This window comes from Streptobacillus felis (genome assembly GCF_001559775.1).
Taxonomy (GTDB): domain Bacteria; phylum Fusobacteriota; class Fusobacteriia; order Fusobacteriales; family Leptotrichiaceae; genus Streptobacillus; species Streptobacillus felis.
In genome coordinates, this window is sequence record NZ_LOHX01000300.1 from 19,481 (window position 1) to 38,282 (window position 18,802).

20 protein-coding genes and 1 tRNA gene are annotated in these 18,802 nt (G+C 27.6%); 19 read left to right on the plus strand and 2 right to left on the minus strand.

The window, feature by feature from the left end:
- Nucleotides 1-84 precede the first annotated feature (84 nt).
- The 7 genes from AYC60_RS06350 (at nt 85) to AYC60_RS06380 (ending at nt 4,832) form a co-directional block, all read left to right on the plus strand.
- Nucleotides 85-1,536, plus strand: a complete 1,452-nt coding sequence (locus AYC60_RS06350; RefSeq protein WP_067322599.1) for a Sau3AI family type II restriction endonuclease — start codon at nt 85-87, stop codon at nt 1,534-1,536.
- A 13-nt stretch (nt 1,537-1,549) separates the two neighbouring features.
- A complete protein-coding gene (gene dcm / locus AYC60_RS06355) occupies nt 1,550-2,788 on the plus strand; it encodes a DNA (cytosine-5-)-methyltransferase (RefSeq protein ID WP_067322602.1) in 1,239 nt (412 codons plus the stop codon).
- Between the two features lie 73 nt (nt 2,789-2,861).
- Complete coding sequence (locus AYC60_RS06360; protein WP_067322604.1) at nt 2,862-3,158, plus strand: hypothetical protein; 297 nt, start codon at nt 2,862-2,864, stop codon at nt 3,156-3,158.
- Between the two features lie 60 nt (nt 3,159-3,218).
- A tRNA-Cys gene (locus tag AYC60_RS06365) sits at nt 3,219-3,293 on the plus strand.
- Between the two features lie 22 nt (nt 3,294-3,315).
- Complete coding sequence (locus tag AYC60_RS06370; RefSeq protein ID WP_067322607.1) at nt 3,316-3,840, plus strand: LOG family protein; 525 nt, start codon at nt 3,316-3,318, stop codon at nt 3,838-3,840.
- The gene (locus AYC60_RS06375) at nt 3,837-4,196 is read left to right on the plus strand and encodes an Imm51 family immunity protein (RefSeq protein ID WP_067322610.1); all 360 of its coding nucleotides are present in this window, start codon (nt 3,837-3,839) and stop codon (nt 4,194-4,196) included. Before AYC60_RS06370 ends, AYC60_RS06375 begins: the two co-directional genes overlap by 4 nt.
- Before the next feature lie 27 nt (nt 4,197-4,223).
- Nucleotides 4,224-4,832, plus strand: coding sequence for a YczE/YyaS/YitT family protein (locus tag AYC60_RS06380; RefSeq protein ID WP_067322612.1), 609 nt, complete (start codon nt 4,224-4,226; stop codon nt 4,830-4,832).
- Nucleotides 4,833-4,864: 32 nt separating this feature from the next.
- Here AYC60_RS06380 and AYC60_RS06385 read toward each other — a convergent pair whose 3' ends face one another.
- Together AYC60_RS06385 and AYC60_RS06390 are read right to left on the minus strand one after the other, a co-directional pair.
- Nucleotides 4,865-5,209, minus strand: coding sequence for a VOC family protein (locus tag AYC60_RS06385; protein WP_067322615.1), 345 nt, complete (start codon nt 5,207-5,209; stop codon nt 4,865-4,867).
- Nucleotides 5,206-5,745, minus strand: a complete 540-nt coding sequence (locus AYC60_RS06390) for a hypothetical protein (RefSeq protein WP_067322618.1) — start codon at nt 5,743-5,745, stop codon at nt 5,206-5,208. The genes AYC60_RS06385 and AYC60_RS06390 overlap by 4 nt, the downstream gene beginning before the upstream one ends.
- Nucleotides 5,746-5,892: 147 nt before the next feature.
- Here AYC60_RS06390 and AYC60_RS06395 point away from each other — a divergent pair, with 147 nt between their 5' ends.
- The 12 genes from AYC60_RS06395 (at nt 5,893) to kduI (ending at nt 18,773) form a co-directional block, all read left to right on the plus strand.
- The gene (locus AYC60_RS06395; protein ID WP_067322620.1) at nt 5,893-6,603 is read left to right on the plus strand and encodes a DeoR/GlpR family DNA-binding transcription regulator; all 711 of its coding nucleotides are present in this window, start codon (nt 5,893-5,895) and stop codon (nt 6,601-6,603) included.
- Nucleotides 6,600-7,508: a 1-phosphofructokinase gene (gene pfkB, locus AYC60_RS06400; RefSeq protein WP_067322623.1), complete on the plus strand. Its 909-nt coding sequence runs from the start codon at nt 6,600-6,602 to the stop codon at nt 7,506-7,508. Before AYC60_RS06395 ends, pfkB begins: the two co-directional genes overlap by 4 nt.
- The gene (locus tag AYC60_RS06405; RefSeq protein WP_067322625.1) at nt 7,505-9,367 is read left to right on the plus strand and encodes a PTS fructose transporter subunit IIABC; all 1,863 of its coding nucleotides are present in this window, start codon (nt 7,505-7,507) and stop codon (nt 9,365-9,367) included. The genes pfkB and AYC60_RS06405 overlap by 4 nt, the downstream gene beginning before the upstream one ends.
- Before the next feature lie 118 nt (nt 9,368-9,485).
- Nucleotides 9,486-9,971, plus strand: a complete 486-nt coding sequence (locus tag AYC60_RS06410) for a hypothetical protein (RefSeq protein WP_067322627.1) — start codon at nt 9,486-9,488, stop codon at nt 9,969-9,971.
- On the plus strand, nt 9,971-10,165 hold the full coding sequence (locus tag AYC60_RS06415) for a helix-turn-helix transcriptional regulator (protein WP_067322630.1): 195 nt from the start codon (nt 9,971-9,973) through the stop codon (nt 10,163-10,165). Before AYC60_RS06410 ends, AYC60_RS06415 begins: the two co-directional genes overlap by 1 nt.
- Nucleotides 10,166-10,340: 175 nt before the next feature.
- Nucleotides 10,341-12,497 (plus strand): YadA-like family protein, encoded by a 2,157-nt coding sequence (locus AYC60_RS06420; RefSeq protein WP_067322633.1) that lies wholly within the window; start codon nt 10,341-10,343, stop codon nt 12,495-12,497.
- A gap of 133 nt (nt 12,498-12,630) precedes the next feature.
- Complete coding sequence (locus tag AYC60_RS06425) at nt 12,631-13,656, plus strand: LacI family DNA-binding transcriptional regulator (RefSeq protein ID WP_067322635.1); 1,026 nt, start codon at nt 12,631-12,633, stop codon at nt 13,654-13,656.
- A complete protein-coding gene (locus AYC60_RS06430) occupies nt 13,653-14,612 on the plus strand; it encodes a sugar kinase (RefSeq protein ID WP_067322637.1) in 960 nt (319 codons plus the stop codon). The genes AYC60_RS06425 and AYC60_RS06430 overlap by 4 nt, the downstream gene beginning before the upstream one ends.
- The gene (locus tag AYC60_RS06435) at nt 14,605-15,252 is read left to right on the plus strand and encodes a bifunctional 2-keto-4-hydroxyglutarate aldolase/2-keto-3-deoxy-6-phosphogluconate aldolase (protein ID WP_067322640.1); all 648 of its coding nucleotides are present in this window, start codon (nt 14,605-14,607) and stop codon (nt 15,250-15,252) included. The genes AYC60_RS06430 and AYC60_RS06435 overlap by 8 nt, the downstream gene beginning before the upstream one ends.
- 162 nt (nt 15,253-15,414) lie before the next feature.
- A complete protein-coding gene (locus AYC60_RS06440; protein ID WP_067322642.1) occupies nt 15,415-17,157 on the plus strand; it encodes a polysaccharide lyase family 8 super-sandwich domain-containing protein in 1,743 nt (580 codons plus the stop codon).
- A complete protein-coding gene (gene kduD, locus AYC60_RS06445) occupies nt 17,150-17,920 on the plus strand; it encodes a 2-dehydro-3-deoxy-D-gluconate 5-dehydrogenase KduD (RefSeq protein WP_082762589.1) in 771 nt (256 codons plus the stop codon). Before AYC60_RS06440 ends, kduD begins: the two co-directional genes overlap by 8 nt.
- A 16-nt stretch (nt 17,921-17,936) precedes the next feature.
- The gene (gene kduI, locus AYC60_RS06450; RefSeq protein ID WP_067322645.1) at nt 17,937-18,773 is read left to right on the plus strand and encodes a 5-dehydro-4-deoxy-D-glucuronate isomerase; all 837 of its coding nucleotides are present in this window, start codon (nt 17,937-17,939) and stop codon (nt 18,771-18,773) included.
- Nucleotides 18,774-18,802: the final 29 nt, after the last annotated feature.

Consider the following 18,802-nt stretch of genomic DNA (forward strand, 5'->3'; position numbering starts at 1 on the left):
TTTTTACAAATATTCCATTTTGAAAGTTGACAAATATTTATTTTGAAAGGTATAATAAAAATAGTATAATCTTTGGAGGGAAAAATGTCATATAATAGATTTGATTCAAAAGATATAGAAAGATATACTAAAAAATTGATAGGACATACTTTTAGGGAAATATTGAAATATAATATAGAAAAAGAAATATTTGATACGGAAACTCAAATATCTGAAGAAATTCAAGAATATGGAAGTAAAAGTAGAAAAGGTGGACTAGGAAATTTAATAGAAGAAAAATTCTTTGGATATAAAGCTAATAGTAATAGTGAAGCTGACTTTAAAGAAGCAGGTTTAGAATTGAAAGTAACGCCTTATGAAAAAAATACAAAAGGTTTCACTGCTGGAGAAAGATTAGTATTAAGTATGATACCCTATGATAAAGAAGTAGAATCGGATATTTTTAAATCCCATTTATGGGAAAAATGTAGTTTAATTCTATTGATTTTCTATTTTAGAGATAAATCAATAAAAATGAATTTAGACTATAAAATCGATTATGTTAATTTGTTTAAATTTCCTGAGAAGGATTTAAAAATAATAATTTCAGATTATAAAATAATAATTGATAAAATAAAAGATGGGAAAGCGCATGAACTTTCTGAATCAGATACCATGTATTTAGGTGCATGTACAAAAGGTGCTACAGCAAAGAGTAGTTTAGTTCCTCAATACTATAACAAACAAGTAAAAGCAAAGAAAAGAGCTTTTTCTTTAAAACAATCATACATGAAATTTGTATTAAATGAATATATAATTGGAGAAAGCTTGTCAGAAAATATAATGGGTGACTCTGAAAAAAGTTTTGAAGAAATACTTTATGAAAAAATTTCTAAATATGTTGGTAAAACAGATAGAGAAATTTCAGGAATATTGAATTTTAATTATGATAAAAATAAAAGTTTTTGGATATATCTTGTGTATAAAATGTTAGGTGTAAAATCAAATAGAGCTGAAGAATTTGAAAAATCAAACATTGTTGTTAAAGCAGTAAGAATAGAGGAAAATGGGACAATTAAAGAAAGTAGTTCTTTACCTAATTTAACTTTTAATGAAGTTATAGAAAATAATTTTGAAAATTCTAAGTTATTTGATTATTTTAATGAAACTAAATTTTATTTTGTTGTATTTAAAAAAGTAAATAATCAATATGTATTAAAAGGTTCTAAATTATGGAATATGCCTTTTTCAGATTATTCTATTATTAATGATGAATATGAAGAAATTAGAAAAGTATTAATACAAGGAATTGATTTTGAATTTAAACAATATTCTAATGGTTTAGTTATAAAAAGTAATCTACCTAAAAAGAATAAAGAAGGTATTATTCATATAAGACCTCATGCACAAAAATCATTTTATTTAATAAAAGGTATAAAATATGGTAATGGAAATATTAAAGATAGTGATATATTACCTAATGGGGATAGAATGGTTAAACAAAGTTTTTGGATAAATAATAAATATATTTTGAAGCAAATAAAAGATTTGCTATAAAGAAAGGAAAAATGTGGAATTAAAGGTTGTAGAACTTTTTGCAGGAGTTGGAGGTTTCAGAGTTGGATTGAATAAAATAAAAAAAATGGATAAAAATGGAAAAGCAGTTGAAGATGGTGATTGGGATTTTGTGTGGGCTAATCAGTGGGAACCTTCAAAAAAATCTCAAGTAGCATATGAATGTTACGTAGCTAGATTTGGTGATGGAAGTTGTAGTAATGAAGATATAAATAAAGTTGATAAAGTTCATATACCAAATCATTCTCTATTAGTTGGGGGTTTTCCATGCCAGGACTATTCAGTTGCTAGAACTTTGCATAATGAAAAGGGAATAGAAGGGAAAAAAGGAGTTTTGTTTTGGGATATAGTTGATGTTTTAAAAGAAAAACAACCACCATTTATTTTATTAGAAAATGTTGATAGATTATTGAATTCACCTTCAAAATTAAGAGGAAGAGATTTTGCAATAATGTTAAAAACTCTAGATGAATTAGGATATTATGTGACATGGAGAATTATTAATGCAGCAGAATATTCTATGCCTCAAAAGAGAAAAAGAGTTTTTATTTTTGCATTTAGTAAAAACACTAAATATGCTAAAAATATTTTAAAAGATGAAGATAAAATAATTGAAAAAAGCATATTTTCTATAAATTTTCCATGTATAGTAGATGAAAATAAAAAGAAAACAAAAGACTTAAATAAATATGATAATATTTTGGAGGTTTCTAATAATTATTCTGAGGGTAAATTTTTAAATTTTGGGATAATGATAGATGGAAAAATAATAGAATGTGATGTTAAAGCTATAGAAGAAAAAATATATTCTTTGAAAGAAATTGTTAATAAAGCCCAAACAAAAGGAGATTTATACATTCTAAATGAAAAACAGATAGATAAATTTAAAGAATTAAAAGGTGCTAAAAAAAAAGAAAGAACAAGACCAGATGGCACTAAATACTTTTATACTGAAGGTAATATGTCTTTTCCTGAAAATATGGATTTACCAGGTAGAACTATGCTAACTAGTGAGTCTAGTGTTAATAGGTCAACTCATGTAATTTATGATGAAAAAATTTCAAAGTATAGGTTTATTTCAGAAAATGAAGCAGAACTATTACAAATGTTTCCTATAGATTGGACAAATACAATGAATTCAAAATCAAGATACTTTGTTATGGGTAATGCCCTAGTAACAGGAATAGTATCAAGGTTAGAAGAAAGTTTAAGAGAAATAATATCTAATGAATAAGGTTGTTTTAACAACTTTTTTCTATTGCATTTATTCTTATTTTGATCAATAATATACTTAAGGAGGTATTTAAATGAAGTATGAAATAGTTTCAAAGTTTTTAGGTAGAATTAATAGTGTAAATATCTATCATGAATCAGTATATTATTCAGTTTTGGATATACTCTTTAAAATAAAATCTAAATATGGTGAAGTATATGATGATTCATTTATTAGTTCTTTATCATCAGAACTAGATAATAAATTTTTAGAAGAATTTAGTATGGATTATTTTTTAGAAGAATGTTTAGAAATTATTGAAAATAGTAGTGACTTTGTAGAAGTAAAAAAATATTTAAATAGTGCATTATTATTAAGTTTTGTTATTTAAAACATGTTGTTTTACCCCCTTGACAACTAAGGGTCAATTATGGTATATTTACTTTAGTGTGGCGATATGGTCGAGGGGCTTAGGCAGAGGTCTGCAAAACCTTTTACATCAGTTCGAGTCTGATTATCGCCTCCATTTTTTTTATATAGGGGGTCTTATGAAGATATCTGTATATTGCGGAGCTAGTGTTGGTAATAATGAAAAGTTTTCATTAGAGGTAATTAAACTTGGTAAATTAATAGCCAAAACTAATAACACCTTAGTTTATGGTGCTGGTAAAATTGGTTTAATGGGACTTGTAGCAGATGCTTGTTTATCTTTGTCAGGTAAAGTAATAGGTATTATGCCTAAATTTCTTGTAGATAGAGAAATTGCACATACGGAAATAACAGAATTAATTGTAGTTAATACTATGTCAGAAAGAAAAAAACTTCTATTTGAAAGTGATATATATATTTCACTTCCAGGAGGGCCTGGAACTTTAGAAGAATTTAGTGAAGGATTTTCAAGTATTAGACTGGGTATTAGTAATGCTAGATGTATTTTATTAAATATAGATGGATACTATAATGATTTTGTTTCTTATCTTGATAAAATGGTTATAAATGGATTCTTAACTCAAAAAGATAGAAATATCGTTGAAGTATATAACTCTGTTGAAGAATTGGAGAAGAATTTATGAATGACTATTTAGAATTAGTAAATAATGAAGATTTTATTGATATTTGTTTATACCTTACAGAAGATATACCTTATGAGATAGGTGAAAAAATGGAAGCTATAGATAAAAGGGCATATATGAATGGTAAAAATTGGGCGGCTTTTTTTGACTTTTATGTAAAAAGTTATAGACCAGAATTATTATTAGATCTTCAACATGATTATGATAATGGTATTTATGTAGGTTTCTATATTACTATACCAGAAAATGAAAGTAGAGCTAAATCATATATGGATATGATAAAAGAATTATTAGAAGATGAAGAAAAAGTATATAGAATAATTAAAGAAAGAGGAGATGAGATAGAATGGTCATAGCCATTCTATTTTATATATGGAGGAAAAATGAATTATAGGAAAATTGGTTTATCGTTGTTATTTTATGCTATTACAGGTTTTGGAGTAGCCTTAACTATTAAAGTACTTATAGGTGTTAGTGCATACAGTGCATTAAATGTTGCTGTTGCAGAGGTTTTAAATTATAAAGTTGGAATCATTACCACTGTGGCAAATTTATTATTCATGTTTAGTTGCTTATTTTTTGATAAAAATAGAAGAATTATAGACTATATTTTAATGTTTTTAGCAATAATAATGTTTGGAAGTGTAATAGATTTCTTTTTATATGGAATATTATCTAATATTAATTTTACTAACTATACAGTAAGAATGATAGTATTTATAATAGGGAATATATTAGCTGCCTTTGGTGTTGGAAGAGTAATGCATTACAACACATTAAAATTTCCTATAGAATACTTATGTATATTATTAGAAGATAAATTTGGATTTAAATTCGTATTTACAAGATACACTATAGAAACTTTATGTGTGATAATATCGCTTTCACTAAGTTATATTTATTCATTACCTATATATGTTAGAGAAGGAACAATATTATCTTTATTAATGTTTTCATATATAGTTTCTTGGTCAAAAAAAATAGGGGAGTAAGTTTATACTCCCCTTATTGCATAATAATTACCTTAATTATCAGAAAAATTAAAAGTTTTCATAAATCCTAAATCTACAACGGGATTTACATTTATCCCTTTTTCTATAAACTCATGATATGTTTTTTTAATATTTTCACTTTCCATTAATATAGATGGAGTTCTAAGATTAATTTCAGGATTAATACTTCTAACCCATTCTTTATCGTGTAGTACCAATTTAACTTCACTATCTAATTTTGGTGCAATTACATATGAAATATTTTCATCATTTTCCATAGTTTCTAGTAATACAAGTCCTACTTTTTCTGTCCAAAATTTCATACTTTCTGTAGTATTTTCAACATATATCATTATCTGACCTAAACTTTTTATCATTTCATAACCTTTTGTGGATGTTTATTAACTATATATCTATGCTTTTCTAATGCAACCTTTCCTTTATACGTAAGTGCATAACCTCTAATAGAAAATTCTGTAGACATTCTTTCTTCTGTAAATGTATTTATGGCAAGTTCTTCTAATTCTTCTTTCTTTAGAGCTGAAATACCTTTAAAACCTTCCCTTTTAAAAATATCTTTTAAAAATTTTGCTGTAACATGTCTCATAGAATCAAAAGTAGATTCAATGAATACATAACCATTATCTATTAGTTTTTGAAGGTTTTCACGAGCATTAATTCCATAATCATATTCAAAATACTTAGGGAAAGGACTTTCTGTAGTAAAAGTTCTAAAGTTTATTCTCCATAAAAGTATTATATCCCCAGGAACAAGATCTTCACTTACAGGTATCATATTCCTATAAGGAACAGTAGTTTTTAAATTGTTTTCTTCTGAAATATATGGTCTTTTTGGAAACTTCTTATATATTTCTCTAATCTTTTTTTCTCTTTCTGTTATTATCTTAGGCATAAAAATCACTCCTTAATCAATATAGTATAGCTTATAAAATGCATAAAGTAAATAGTTTGAAAAATTTTCAAAAAAAATCATTTTTTTCATTTTTTATCATTGACAAAATCAAAAATGAGGGTATAATGTATGTAGGAGGACATGATTATGAGTAAAAATTTACAAAAGGAAAGATTTGATTTAATCTTAAAAATGGTAAAAGAAAATGATTATGTTAAATATTCAGAATTAGAGGAAAGGCTAAATATTTCCATAGCAACTATAAGAAGAGATGTTTTAAAGCTTGAATCACAGGGAAAATTAAATAGAATTTCAGGTGGTATAGAGTATAGAAATAGTAATGTAGATGAAGACTATAATGTTAGAAGTAGTAAACATTTAGATAAAAAGAGGATAATTGCAAAAAGAGCCTCTAAATATATTAATCCTAATACATTAATCTATTTAGATGCAGGAACAACAGTTTTTGAACTTATACCTTATTTAAAAAACAATAATGTTACTGTAATAACTAATGGTGTAGAACACATTAATGAATTAATAAAGAATAACATTTCATTTATACTACTTGGTGGAGAAGTTAAGCCTAAAACAAAGGCAATAATTGGTGTTACTGCAATTAAACAATTAGAAAAATACAGTTTTGATATTTCTTTCATTGGAGCAAATGCAGTAGATGTTGAATTTGGTTATTCAACTCCAGATATAGAAGAAGCGATGATAAAAAGAGAAGCTATAAAGAGATCAAAAACAGCAATAATACTTTCTGATAGCACAAAATTAAATAGTATTTCAAGAGTTAAGTTTGCAGAATATACAGATGCAATTTTAATAACTGAAAAGAAGGAGGGAAAATGATATATACTTTAACACTTAATCCAGCCCTAGATTATGATATATATTTAAATAAAACTGAAATAGGAGAACTAAATCTATCAAAAGAGGTAAATTTTAGAGCTGGTGGTAAAGGTATTAACGTTTCTATAATGTTAAAAAATTTAGGAGAAGATTCTATAGCCTTAGGATATACTTCAGGTTTTACAGGGGAATTCATTAAAAAAAGTCTTGATGAAATGAATATATCAAATAATTTTATAGATATAGAAGGAATAACTAGAATAAATGTGAAAATAAATGATATGGAAGGAGAAACAGAAATTGCAGGAATTTCACCTAGAATATCAGAAGAAGATGTGAATAAGTTAGTAGAATTCGTAAAGACATTAAATGTTGATGATATATTAATACTTGCTGGTTCTATACCTAGTAGTATAAGAGGAGATATTTATAAGGAGCTTTCAATGAAAACTCAAGCTAAGGTTATACTTGATACTAGAGGGGATAAGCTAAATGATAATGTATATCAAAATATATTGATTAAACCTAATATAAAGGAATTGGAAGATGTATTTAATGTAACATTAGATAATGATAAATTAGTTTATGAATATGCTAAAAAATTTATAGATAAGGGTATAGTAAATGTATTAGTTTCTATGGGAAGTAAGGGGGCTATATTAGTTAAAAGAGGAAGGTATTTTAAGGCGAATATTCCCAATGGCAAATATATTAATTCCATAGGAGCAGGAGATTCAATGGTAGCAGGTTTTGCATATGCTCATGTGAATAACTATAGCGATATAGAAAAATTAAGATTAGCAATAGCATGTGGATCAGCTACTGCATATTCATATGGAATTGGTAATAAAGAAATGATAGATAATTTAATAAAAGACATTAAAGTGGAGGAGATAATAGTATGAAACTAAAGAACTTATTAAAGGAAAATCAAGTAATTTTTGGTTTAAATACTGATAATAAGCATGATGCTATAGTTGAAATGGCTAAAGCTTTTAAACCAGATGTTATTAATGATCAAGCTAAATTTATTGAAGATTTATTTGCAAGAGAATCACTTTCTCATACAGCTTTAGAAGAAGGTGTTGCAACACCTCATGCTAAATCACGTGCAGTAAGTAAACCAGGTTTAGTAATAGCTACTAAAAAAGAAGGAATAGATTTTAGTGAAGGTGAAGAAGTTAAATCAAGATTATTCTTCATGATAGCAGTTCCAGAAAATGAAGGAAGCTTACATATAGATATTTTAACTAAGCTTGCAGATGTAATGTTAGATTCTGCTAAAATAGATGCATTAGTTAATGCAACTAGTTATGAAGAAGTATTAAATATAATAGAGGCCAAAGAAGAAGTTGTGGAAAAGGTAGAAAATAAGGAAGAAGAGTATGTGGTAGCTGTTACTGCCTGCCCTACAGGTATAGCACATACATTTATGGCAAGAGATGCTTTAGTTAAAGCAGCTAAAGAATTAGGAGTAAATATTAAAGTTGAAACTAATGGTACTGATGGAAGAAAAAATGAAATCACTAAAGAAGATTTAGAAAAAGCAAGTGGAGTAATACTTGCAGTTAATAAAAGTGTTAATGAAGATAGATTTAATGGTTACAAAGTTATTAAAGTTAGTGCAAAAGATGGAATTAATAAAGCAAAAGAACTAATTTTAGATACCATAGCAGGAAAAGGAACTGTAGCTAATTTTGAAAAATCAGGAAGTACAAATGCTAGTACTAATGATAAAAAAGGACTATATAATCACTTAATGTCAGGTGTATCTTACATGTTACCTCTAGTAATAAGTGGAGGAATATTAATAGCTTTAGCTTTCCTTTTTGATACATTAGCAGGAAATTCTAATGCTGGAGGAGGATTTGGATCTACTTCTAAACTTGCGGCTACATTTATGCAAATAGGTGGTGCAGCATTTGGATTATTTGTTCCAATACTTGCAGGATATGTAGCATATAGTATAGGTGAAAAATCAGCACTTGCAGCAGGTCTAGTTGCAGGGGCATTAGCTTCAAGTGGTGGTTCAGGATTCTTAGGAGCATTAGTTGGAGGATTATTTGCAGGATATGTTACTAAATATTATTCTAAAGCAACAGCTAATATGAAAAAACAATTACAAGGTATTAATTTAATTCTATTTGCACCTGTAATTACAGTATTATTTACAGGTCTTGTAATGGCATTTATTTTAAATCCTGTAGTTGGTGTTATTAATACAGGAATTACAAACTTCCTTGAAAGTATGAGTGCAAGTTCAAGAATATTATTAGGTGCTTTACTTGGTGGTATGATGGCTGTAGATATGGGTGGACCTGTTAATAAGGCAGCATATGTATTTGGTACAGGAACTCTTGCAGCAACAGTTTCAACTGGAGGATCAAGTGCAATGGCAGCAGTTATGGCTGGAGGTATGGTTCCACCACTTGCAATAGCACTTGCAACTACAATATTTAAATCTAAATATGATAAAGATGAAAGAGAAGCAGGACTTTCAAACTATATCATGGGTATTTCGTTCATAACTGAGGGTGCTATACCATTTGCAGCAGCAAATCCATTAAGAGTTTTACCAGGAGCTATTATTGGTTCTGCATTAGCAGGAGCACTTACTATGTTATTTAATATTAAAATACCTGCACCACATGGAGGAATATTAGTAATGTTCTTAAGCTCTAACTTCTTCCTATACTTATTAGCTATATTAATAGGTTCAGTATTAGGAGCAGTTATATTAGGTATAATGAAAGAGAAAAAATAGATAAAACAAAAGGACCGAAAGGTCCTTTTTGTAATATATAAATATTTTTATGTAAAATATACTTGACAAAAAAGAAAATATATTGTATATTAGTGTTAAGAAGATGGGAGATGATTTTATGAAAAACAATTTAGCTTTTTTAATTGGGATTATAGTTTCTGTTACTATAGTATTTTTATTAACATATAGAAAAAGAAAGAGATTAGAATGTAAATTTGATGAAAGACAGAAACAAAATCTTAACTTAGGATACAAATATGGATTTAATGGAATGTTAGTTTTTATGATGTTATTTGCATTAGTAACTGAGGTATATAAAAAAGTAAATAATAGTGAAATGATTAGTTTAACTATGTTTGTTATTACATCTATTCTTGTAGGTATTACAATAGTTGCTGCATTTACAATATTTACAGATTCTTATCTACAATTTGGTGCTAATTTGAAAAAAATCTATTTTACAAATATTTCTATAGGGCTATTAAATTTATTCCTTGGAATTTCACTTAAATCATATGTAAACATTCTTGTATCACTTCTAATGTTTATAATTGCAGGGGGAGTATTTATTAGAAATAAGTTTCATAAAGAGGATGAAGAATAATGAAAAATTTAAAATTAAAAGCAGCGAGGGCACTTAAAGATCTATCACAGCAACAACTTGCAGAACTTGTAAGTGTTTCAAGACAAACAATAAATGCTATAGAAAAGGGAGATTATAATCCAACAATTAATTTATGTATAGCTATATGCAAGGTTTTAGATAAAAGTTTAGATGAACTATTTTGGGAAGAATAATGGAGGAAACTCCATTATTTTTATTTACAAAGAAGTATGCTAATTTTATAATAAATATCTAATTAGCTATTTTTAAATTTAATCTAATTTATATACTAGACAGATATAAAAAAACTGTTTGACAAATATCGAGTTTTGTGATAAGATTACATAAAATTTAAAAGAGGAGAAAGCCATGAATTTAGAATTGACAAAGAGAAAAGTAAAAACATTTTTAAAGGGTAAGGTTAATTTAACAACTAAAGCAATTATATTAATGTTATTAGGTGCGTATGGTTTTGGGGCAGATGCGACTTTTGATAATTTGAAGGTAAATAAAAAGATTGTAGTATATGGTGGGGACTATTATGATGGTGGTGTAGTAATAAGAGATACTAATGGTAAAGGTTCTATTTATATTGCTGGTGAAAACTCTCAAGCAAATCTTAAAGTAGAAAAAGGTGCACCAACTTTATTTGTTCCTACTGTAACTTTTAGTGGGTTTGATCCTTCAAAGGCTACAAGAATAACTTATGCTACTTATAAAGATTATCAAAGTGGAATGACAGAAACTATAGCGACTTTAAATGATGGCTTAATATTTAAAGGAAATAATGATTTATATGAAAACAGACATATGCTTAATAGTACAGTAAATCTAGTAGGAGAAAGAGATGATAATGTTACTCATTATACAGCATATGATAGTGCTAAAAACAATATATTTGTAGCGGCAGATGATCATGAAACTATGACTATTAAACTTGCTAAAAATTTAGTAAATATAGAGTCAATTTCTAATGAGGCAGATAAGGCTAAAATAGAGTTTTCAGATGATGTTAAAGTTACTGGAGGGAATTTAAATTTAAGTGATAATAAGATAACTAATGTAGCAGATGGTGAGATATCTGGAATTTCTAAAGATGCAGTTAATGGTTCTCAACTTTATGCAATTAGTAAACAAGTAGAAGATAGTATTAGTAATGTATATGTACATGTAAATACAGGTGAAGCAATACAAGAAGATGGAAATGAATTAACTAACCAAGGTAAAATAGGGGCTAAAGGTGGTGCTAGAGAAAAAGGAGCATCAACTTTAGGACTTGGAGCTAAGGCACAAGGTATTAACTCTACAGCTTTAGGAAGTTATGCAAATTCTAAAGCAGAAGATGCAGTTGCAATAGGTAATGGAGCAGTTGCTAAAAATCAAAGAGCAATAGCAATAGGAAGAGATGCTGAAACTGGAGCATTAGATACAAGTGATATGAGAAATAATGTGGGTGCAATTGCAATAGGTTCAAGTGCTAAGGCTATAAATGAAGGAACTATAGCAATAGGAACTCAAGCAGTAGCAGGAACACCTGATCCATCTAAAACAAATGTTAAATTTGCTATAGCTATAGGAGAAAATTCATCAGCTAAAAGTTTAACAGGAATAGCATTAGGATATAGAACAAAATCAGATAAAGATTTTGCAACTTCAATTGGTTATGGTGCTGACTCTAGAGTGGAAACAGGTATTGCTTTAGGAGCACTTTCTATAGCAGATAGAAAAGATGGAGTTAAGGGATATAATGTAGCAGAAGTTGATAAAAGAGAAAATAAATATGCTGGATTAAAAGGTTCAGCACTTACATCAAGACTTTCGGCATTATCTATAGGTAATAAAGGACAAAGTCGTCAAATAATTAATGTAGCTGCAGGGACTGAAGATACAGATGCGGTAAATGTGGCACAATTACGTAGTATTAATTTAAAATTTGCAGGTGATGAAGGTAAAAATGATGTGTTATTAGATAATCAAACTTTAAATATTAAAGGTGATGGGAAATACATTAAAACTACTGCAAGTTCAGAAGGTATAAAAATAGAATTTACTGAAGAAATAAAAGATAAACTTGATAATCAAGGTAATGCAATAAAAGATGTTAAGACAGATGCAAGTTCAGGAGTTGCAAGTGCTGTAGCAATGGCAAACTTACCACAAGTAAGTAATATTGCAGGTCATAGACACAACATTGCAGGATCTTATGGTTACTATAACGGAGAACATGCATTTGCTTTAGGACTTTCAGGATTAAATGAAAGTGGAAATGTAGTTTATAGAGCAAGTGGAGCTATAAATACTAAAGGATATTTCTCTATAGGAGCAGGTCTTGGATATCAATTTGATAATTTAGAATCAAGAAGAAAAGATATGTTAACATTACAAAGACATGGAAACATTAACTTACTTGATGAAAAAGTTTATGAGTTAGAGATGGAAGTTAGTGAATTAAGAGAAAAAATTTCTAATTTAGAGAAAACAAATAAATTAATTTTAGAAAAATTAGAGAAAATTGAAAAAAGATAACAAATAAAAAGATAGATTTTAAAAAGATCTATCTTTTTTTTGAAATTTTTTTATTTTACCTATTGACTTTGAGAAAAATCTAGTTATAATATATTGAAAAGTTTAGAAAACGGTTTCTAAAGGGGTGAAATTTATGAAAAAGACAATAATTGAAGTTGCAAAACATGCTGGAGTATCTAAAACGACTATTTCTAGATACTTGAATGGTAAATATGAATTTATGTCAACTGAAACAAGAGAAAGAATTGCTAAAAGTATTAAAGAACTTGATTATGTACCTAATGGTATGGCAAGAAGTCTGAAAAATAAGCAAAGTAAAATTATTGGATGTACTATAGCTGATATTGGAAATCAATTTTCTAGCTATATATTTAAAGGTATTTCAGAAGTTTGTCAGAAAAATGGTTATAGGGTATTAGTAACTGAAATTAGTAATCATGAAGAAGATGAAATATCTGCTATAGAATCACTAATATCATATAACATAGATGGATTAATAATTAATACTTCAGGTAGTAATGATGACTATTTAGTTAGTTTAGTAGAAGAAAAGAATATACCTATAGTACTTGCAGATAGAAGTATACATCAAAAAAATATAATTGATACAGTTACTATTAATAACCATGATATTACTTGTGAATCTATGAAACATATACATGAAAATGGTTATGAAGAGGTAGCATTCTTTACTTATGAATTAACTAATAATATACGTGAATTAAGACATGATGCATATTTAGAGTCACTTAATAAATATTTTGGTATTAAAGAAGATATGACATACTTCTATGAAGAAAAAGACAAGGAGGATTTAGAAAGGAAAATACTTCATTACCTAAATAAAGATAAAAAAAGAAAAGCAATTTTTTGTATGAATGGTAAGGTCTTATTAGAAGTATTACAAAGTATTAAAAAACTTGGATATGATATAGAAGATGATGACATAGGTATATGTAGTTTTGATGATTGGGGTTGGGCAGAACTTGTAAACAAAGAAGGTATTACAACCATAAGTCAAAAATCATATGAATGTGGAGTTAAGTGTGCTGAAGTTATGCTAGAAAGAATAAAAAATAGTGAAAAACCTATAGAGTATATAGAACTTCCAGCTAAGTTAATTAAAAGAGGATCAACAAAGAATAGGAGCAAGAAATGAAAAAGGTTTTATTAGTCGGAGAAGCTATGATGCTTCTTATGGCTGAAGATAAGGGTAAACTTTCTGAAATAGAAAAGTATTTAACAGGTATTTCAGGGGCTGAACTTAATGTTTGTGTCGGACTTACAAGGCTTGGATTTTATTGTGAATACATTACTAGGCTTGGTCATGACCCATTTGGAGAAAAAATACAAAATTTTCTTGAGAAAGAAAAAATTGGTAGTAAGTATGTAGAAGTAGATGAGACAAATAGAACGGGATTACAGTTAAAATCTAAAGTAAATAATGGAGATCCACTGATACATTATTTCAGAAAAGATTCTGCAGCAAGTAAGATTACTAAGGAAATAATAGATAGAATAAATTTAGAAGAATTTGATTTGATACATATTACAGGAATACCACTAGGTATATCTGAAAGTTTTAGAGAAGCTATAATCTACTTAATAAAAAAGGCTAAAGAAAAAAATATATATATTACATTTGATCCTAATTTAAGGCCTCAAATGTGGGATGATATAGAAAAAATGAAGAAAATTGTAAATGATATCTGTACTAAAGTAGACTTAATATTACCAGGTATAGGTGAATGTGAAGTATTACTTGGTTTAAAAGATATTAATGATATTAAGAATAAGTACTTTGAAATGGGTGTAAAGAGAATAATTATTAAAGATGGAGAAAGAGGTTCTTATTGCTTTGATAAGGAAAAAGAAGTTTTTGTACCAAGTTTTAAAGTTGAAAAGGTAGTTGATACAGTAGGTGCAGGAGATGGATTTGCTGTAGGTATAATATCAAGTATTTTAGATAATCTATCGTGTGAAGAAATGCTTAAAAGAGCTAATGCTATAGGAGCTATACAGGTAGGACATAGAAGTGATAATGAAGGACTTCCTACTAGGGAAAAGTTAGAAGAATTTATTAAAACTAGTGAACAGAGGGATGTAAATGAGTGAAAATATTTTAAATAAAATTGAAAAAGAAAAATTAGTTGCAGTAATAAGAGGAAAAGATGATTTAGATGCCTACGAAATATCTAAAAAGGTAATAGAAGGTGGAATAAAAATAATAGAACTAACATTTTCAACACCTTATGTAGAAAATACTATAGAAAGATTGTCTAAGGAAAATATAGAAGGAGTATTAGTAGGAGCAGGTACAGTACTAGATGATATAACTGCAAGAATAGCAATAATGAAGGGAGCAAAATTTATAGTATCACCACATTTAGATGTAGAAATATCAAAAGTATGTAATAGATACAAAGTACCTTACTTACCAGGATGTGCAACAATAACAGAGATAGTAAAAGCATTAGAAAGTGGAGTAGAGTTAGTAAAATTATTCCCTGGAGATTTATTAGGACCAAACTTCATAAAGAATGTAAAGGGTCCAATACCATATGCAAAGATGATGCCATCAGGAGGAGTAAGCATAGACAATATGGATAAATGGTTAGAATCAGGAGCTTTTGCATTAGGTATAGGAAGTGCTCTAACTAAGAATGTTAAAGAATTAGGTTATGAAAGTGTTAAAATAGAGACAGAAAAATTTTATAAAAAATATATAGAGGTTATTGACAAATCAAAGAGTTAGGGTATAATTTATTATCAAGATTATAAATCGGTTTCTAAAGGATAAGTTATGAAAGAAATATTACTTAAAAGAAGAGAATATTTGATAGGTAATTTTAAAGATTTACCATTGGATAAGCAAAAGCAAATAGAATTAGAATAAAGTAAAAATATAGAAAAGTTATTGTATTTAGAAGGACTAAATATAGCTGAAGTAAAACTTAAATATAATAATATTTTAGAATTAGCTAAGGCATATAATCAGGAAGGAAATATAAGATATTTAGATGAAGAAATAAAGCAACTTATACTAAGAAGTTTAGAATATTTAAGATTTAATTATTACAATCTATCTTCTGTAGAAAAAAATAATTGGTGGCAATGGGAAATTGGAATACCATTACTACTAAATGATATTTTCATTTTAATGAATAATGAAGAATTTATATCAGAAAAAGAAATAAATTTAGAAACTAGTATATATTTCCAAAAAGACCCAAGATATTCTGGTAATAATCCAGTTGCTATACATCCAAGCAATAAACCATTTAGAATATCTACTGGAGGAAATAGAGTAGATACAGTAAAAATTTCATTTTTTAGATCTTTATTATTAAATGATGAAAAAGAGCTTAAATTAGCACTTAAATCTCTTCCTGAAGTTTGGAAATACAAAAAAAATTTAGATAAATTAGAAAACGGTACACAAAGAGATGGATTCTATACTGATGGATCATTTATACAACATGGTAGTGTAGCATATAACGGGACATATGGTAATGTTTTGTTACAAGGAATAGGAGAAATAATATATGCACTATATGGTAGTAAATACATTAAATACTTAGAAGGAATAGAGCAGTTAGAAGATATAATAATCAATTGCTATAAACCATATATGTATAAAGGTGCCTTCCCTGATATGTTAAATGGTAGAGCAATCACTAGAGAAAATTCATCAGATAAAACTATAGGCCATATGATATTGAATTCTATACTATTAATAGCAAATGGTTTAGAAAATGAAGATTTAAAAGATTTAGTTGCTAGTGAGATACTTAAATATGAAGATTATTCATATTTTGAAAAAGAACTTTCACCTTGTATATATAATCTTGCAAAAAATAACATGGAAGGAAGAAGTAAAAAGGAATATATAGAAGAAATAAAGATAAGTAATGTAATTAATAGAGCATTTATTAAAGATGAAAATAAAGCAATTGCAATTGCTGGTCATAGTAAATATATTTCTAATTATGAAAGCTTTAATGGAGAAAATTTAAAAGGTTGGTACACTGGCGATGGAATGATATACATTTATACTAGTGATGTAACATATTCTAATTATTGGAATAATGTAGATTCAAGATATATGCCAGGTACTACTGAGATATATGAGAATTTAGAAGGTATAAATACTTCACAAGCTTTAGATATAAATATGAGTAATGCAGAAATAGTTAGGTGTATTAAAAAAGATAATAAAATGATGTATTTTATGGAATTTGAAAATCACAATAAAAAACTATCAATGTATAAAACATATATTTATACGGTGAATTCACTTTTAGTTATAAACAGTAATATAAGGTGTGAAGAAAAAATATATACAACAATTGAAAATAGGTTATATAAACAAAAACCAAATATTAAAATAAATGATAAAGAAATAATTATAAATGATTTAGTTTACAAATTAATTACAAATCATAAGTTTAATATAGAAATAAATGAAATTGAATTTGGATACTTTGTAAAAATTTGGATAGATCATAATTCAAATGAAAATCTTTACTATCAAATAATATTTAATAATGAAAATGAAAATGTAAATATTGAAGATAATATAGATAATATAAGAGTTATTGTAGGTAATAAAAAATATGAAGTAAATATAAATGAGAAAGAGGTGTTGAAACTTGAATAAATTTTTAACTGAAATGTTTTCATTAGAAGGTAGAACAGCTATAGTTACAGGAGGTAACACAGGTTTAGGACTTGCTTATTCAAAAGCTTTAATGGAAGCTGGTGCAGACTTAGTTATTTCTACATTTGATGATAATGTAAATGAAGTAAAGGAATATGCAGATAAATTAGGGAAAAAAGTAATATTTGTAAAAGGAGATTTAACTAAAAAAGATGTTAGAGAACAAATAGTTGAAGAAAGCCTTAAAGAATTTGGTAAGATTGACATACTTGTTAATAATGCAGGAACTATAAGAAGAGCTCCATTATTAGAATATAGTGAAGAAGATTGGAATGCAGTTATGGATATAAACTTAAATGCGCTATATTTCTTATCACAAAGAGTAGCTAAAGTTATGGCAGAACAAGGACACGGTAAAATAGTTAATATTGCCTCAATGTTATCTTTCCAAGGAGGAAAATTTGTTCCACCATATACTGCTAGTAAACATGGTGTTATGGGTCTTACTAGAGCATTTGCTAATGAACTTGCAGATAAAAATATTCAAATTAATGCAATAGCACCTGGATATATTAAAACTGCAAATACACAACCAATTAGAGATGATGTAAAAAGAAATCAAGAAATTTTAAATAGAATACCTGCTGGAAGATGGGGAGAAACTGAAGACTTAATGGGGGCTGTAGTATTCTTATCATCTAAAGCATCAGACTATATTAATGGACATGTACTAGCAGTAGACGGTGCATGGCTTGCAAGATAAAAATTAGGAGGAAAATATGAAATTAGAAGTTAGATACTCAGTACATCCAAGAGATATGAAAAAATATGATACTAAAGAATTAAGAGAAAAATTTTTAATAGAGGAAGTTTTTGTTGAAGATACAGTAAATTTAATATATTCACATGATGATAGAATGATAACTGGTGGAGTTAAACCAGTTAATAAAGAAGTTGTTTTAGGAGAAGTTAAAGCATTAGGAACTGATTTTTTCTTACAGAGAAGAGAAATAGGTTTAATTAATGTTGGAGGAAAAGGAAAAGTAATAATAGATGGAACAACTTATGAAATGAATAATAAAGACGGGCTATATATTGGAATGGGGAACAAGGAAATTATATTTACCTCTGATAATAATGACACTCCTGCTAAATATTATATAGTTTCTGCCCCAGCCCACAAAGAATATCCTATAGTTAAAATAGATATAGAAAAAGCAAATCCTGTAAAATTAGGAGCATTAGAAACATCAAATGAAAGAACTATATATAAATATGTAGATCCATCAGTTTGTGAATCTTGTCAACTATTAATGGGTATGACTATGTTAGAAAAAGGAAGTATATGGAATACTATGCCAGCACATACACATGATAGAAGAATGGAAACATATTTCTACTTTGATATGGAAGAAAATACAAGAGTGTTCCATTTATTAGGAGAAACAAATGAAACTAGACATTTAGTAATGAAAAATGAACAGGCAACAATATCTCCATCATGGTCTATACATGCTGGAGCAGGTACAGGAAGCTATACATTTATTTGGTCTATGGCTGGAGAAAATCAAAATTATGCTGATATGGATTTAGTTCCAATGAGTGAATTAAAATAGGAGAAGAAAATGGCAGAAGTAATTTTAAA

What these genes read in the sequence shown, in the direction of transcription:
- AYC60_RS06415 (WP_067322630.1), top strand. Translation starts at nt 9,971, where the DNA reads ATGAAAAATTTAAAATTAAAAGCAGCGAGGGCACTTAAAGATCTATCA.
- AYC60_RS06405 (WP_067322625.1), top strand. Translation starts at nt 7,505, where the DNA reads ATGAAACTAAAGAACTTATTAAAGGAAAATCAAGTAATTTTTGGTTTA.
- AYC60_RS06425 (WP_067322635.1), top strand. Translation starts at nt 12,631, where the DNA reads ATGAAAAAGACAATAATTGAAGTTGCAAAACATGCTGGAGTATCTAAA.
- AYC60_RS06350 (WP_067322599.1), top strand. Translation starts at nt 85, where the DNA reads ATGTCATATAATAGATTTGATTCAAAAGATATAGAAAGATATACTAAA.
- AYC60_RS06430 (WP_067322637.1), top strand. Translation starts at nt 13,653, where the DNA reads ATGAAAAAGGTTTTATTAGTCGGAGAAGCTATGATGCTTCTTATGGCT.
- AYC60_RS06360 (WP_067322604.1), top strand. Translation starts at nt 2,862, where the DNA reads ATGAAGTATGAAATAGTTTCAAAGTTTTTAGGTAGAATTAATAGTGTA.
- AYC60_RS06375 (WP_067322610.1), top strand. Translation starts at nt 3,837, where the DNA reads ATGAATGACTATTTAGAATTAGTAAATAATGAAGATTTTATTGATATT.
- AYC60_RS06410 (WP_067322627.1), top strand. Translation starts at nt 9,486, where the DNA reads ATGAAAAACAATTTAGCTTTTTTAATTGGGATTATAGTTTCTGTTACT.
- AYC60_RS06420 (WP_067322633.1), top strand. Translation starts at nt 10,341, where the DNA reads ATGAATTTAGAATTGACAAAGAGAAAAGTAAAAACATTTTTAAAGGGT.
- AYC60_RS06385 (WP_067322615.1), bottom strand. Translation starts at nt 5,209, where the DNA reads ATGATAAAAAGTTTAGGTCAGATAATGATATATGTTGAAAATACTACA.
- pfkB (WP_067322623.1), top strand. Translation starts at nt 6,600, where the DNA reads ATGATATATACTTTAACACTTAATCCAGCCCTAGATTATGATATATAT.
- AYC60_RS06395 (WP_067322620.1), top strand. Translation starts at nt 5,893, where the DNA reads ATGAGTAAAAATTTACAAAAGGAAAGATTTGATTTAATCTTAAAAATG.
- AYC60_RS06370 (WP_067322607.1), top strand. Translation starts at nt 3,316, where the DNA reads ATGAAGATATCTGTATATTGCGGAGCTAGTGTTGGTAATAATGAAAAG.
- AYC60_RS06390 (WP_067322618.1), bottom strand. Translation starts at nt 5,745, where the DNA reads ATGCCTAAGATAATAACAGAAAGAGAAAAAAAGATTAGAGAAATATAT.
- kduI (WP_067322645.1), top strand. Translation starts at nt 17,937, where the DNA reads ATGAAATTAGAAGTTAGATACTCAGTACATCCAAGAGATATGAAAAAA.
- AYC60_RS06380 (WP_067322612.1), top strand. Translation starts at nt 4,224, where the DNA reads ATGAATTATAGGAAAATTGGTTTATCGTTGTTATTTTATGCTATTACA.
- AYC60_RS06435 (WP_067322640.1), top strand. Translation starts at nt 14,605, where the DNA reads ATGAGTGAAAATATTTTAAATAAAATTGAAAAAGAAAAATTAGTTGCA.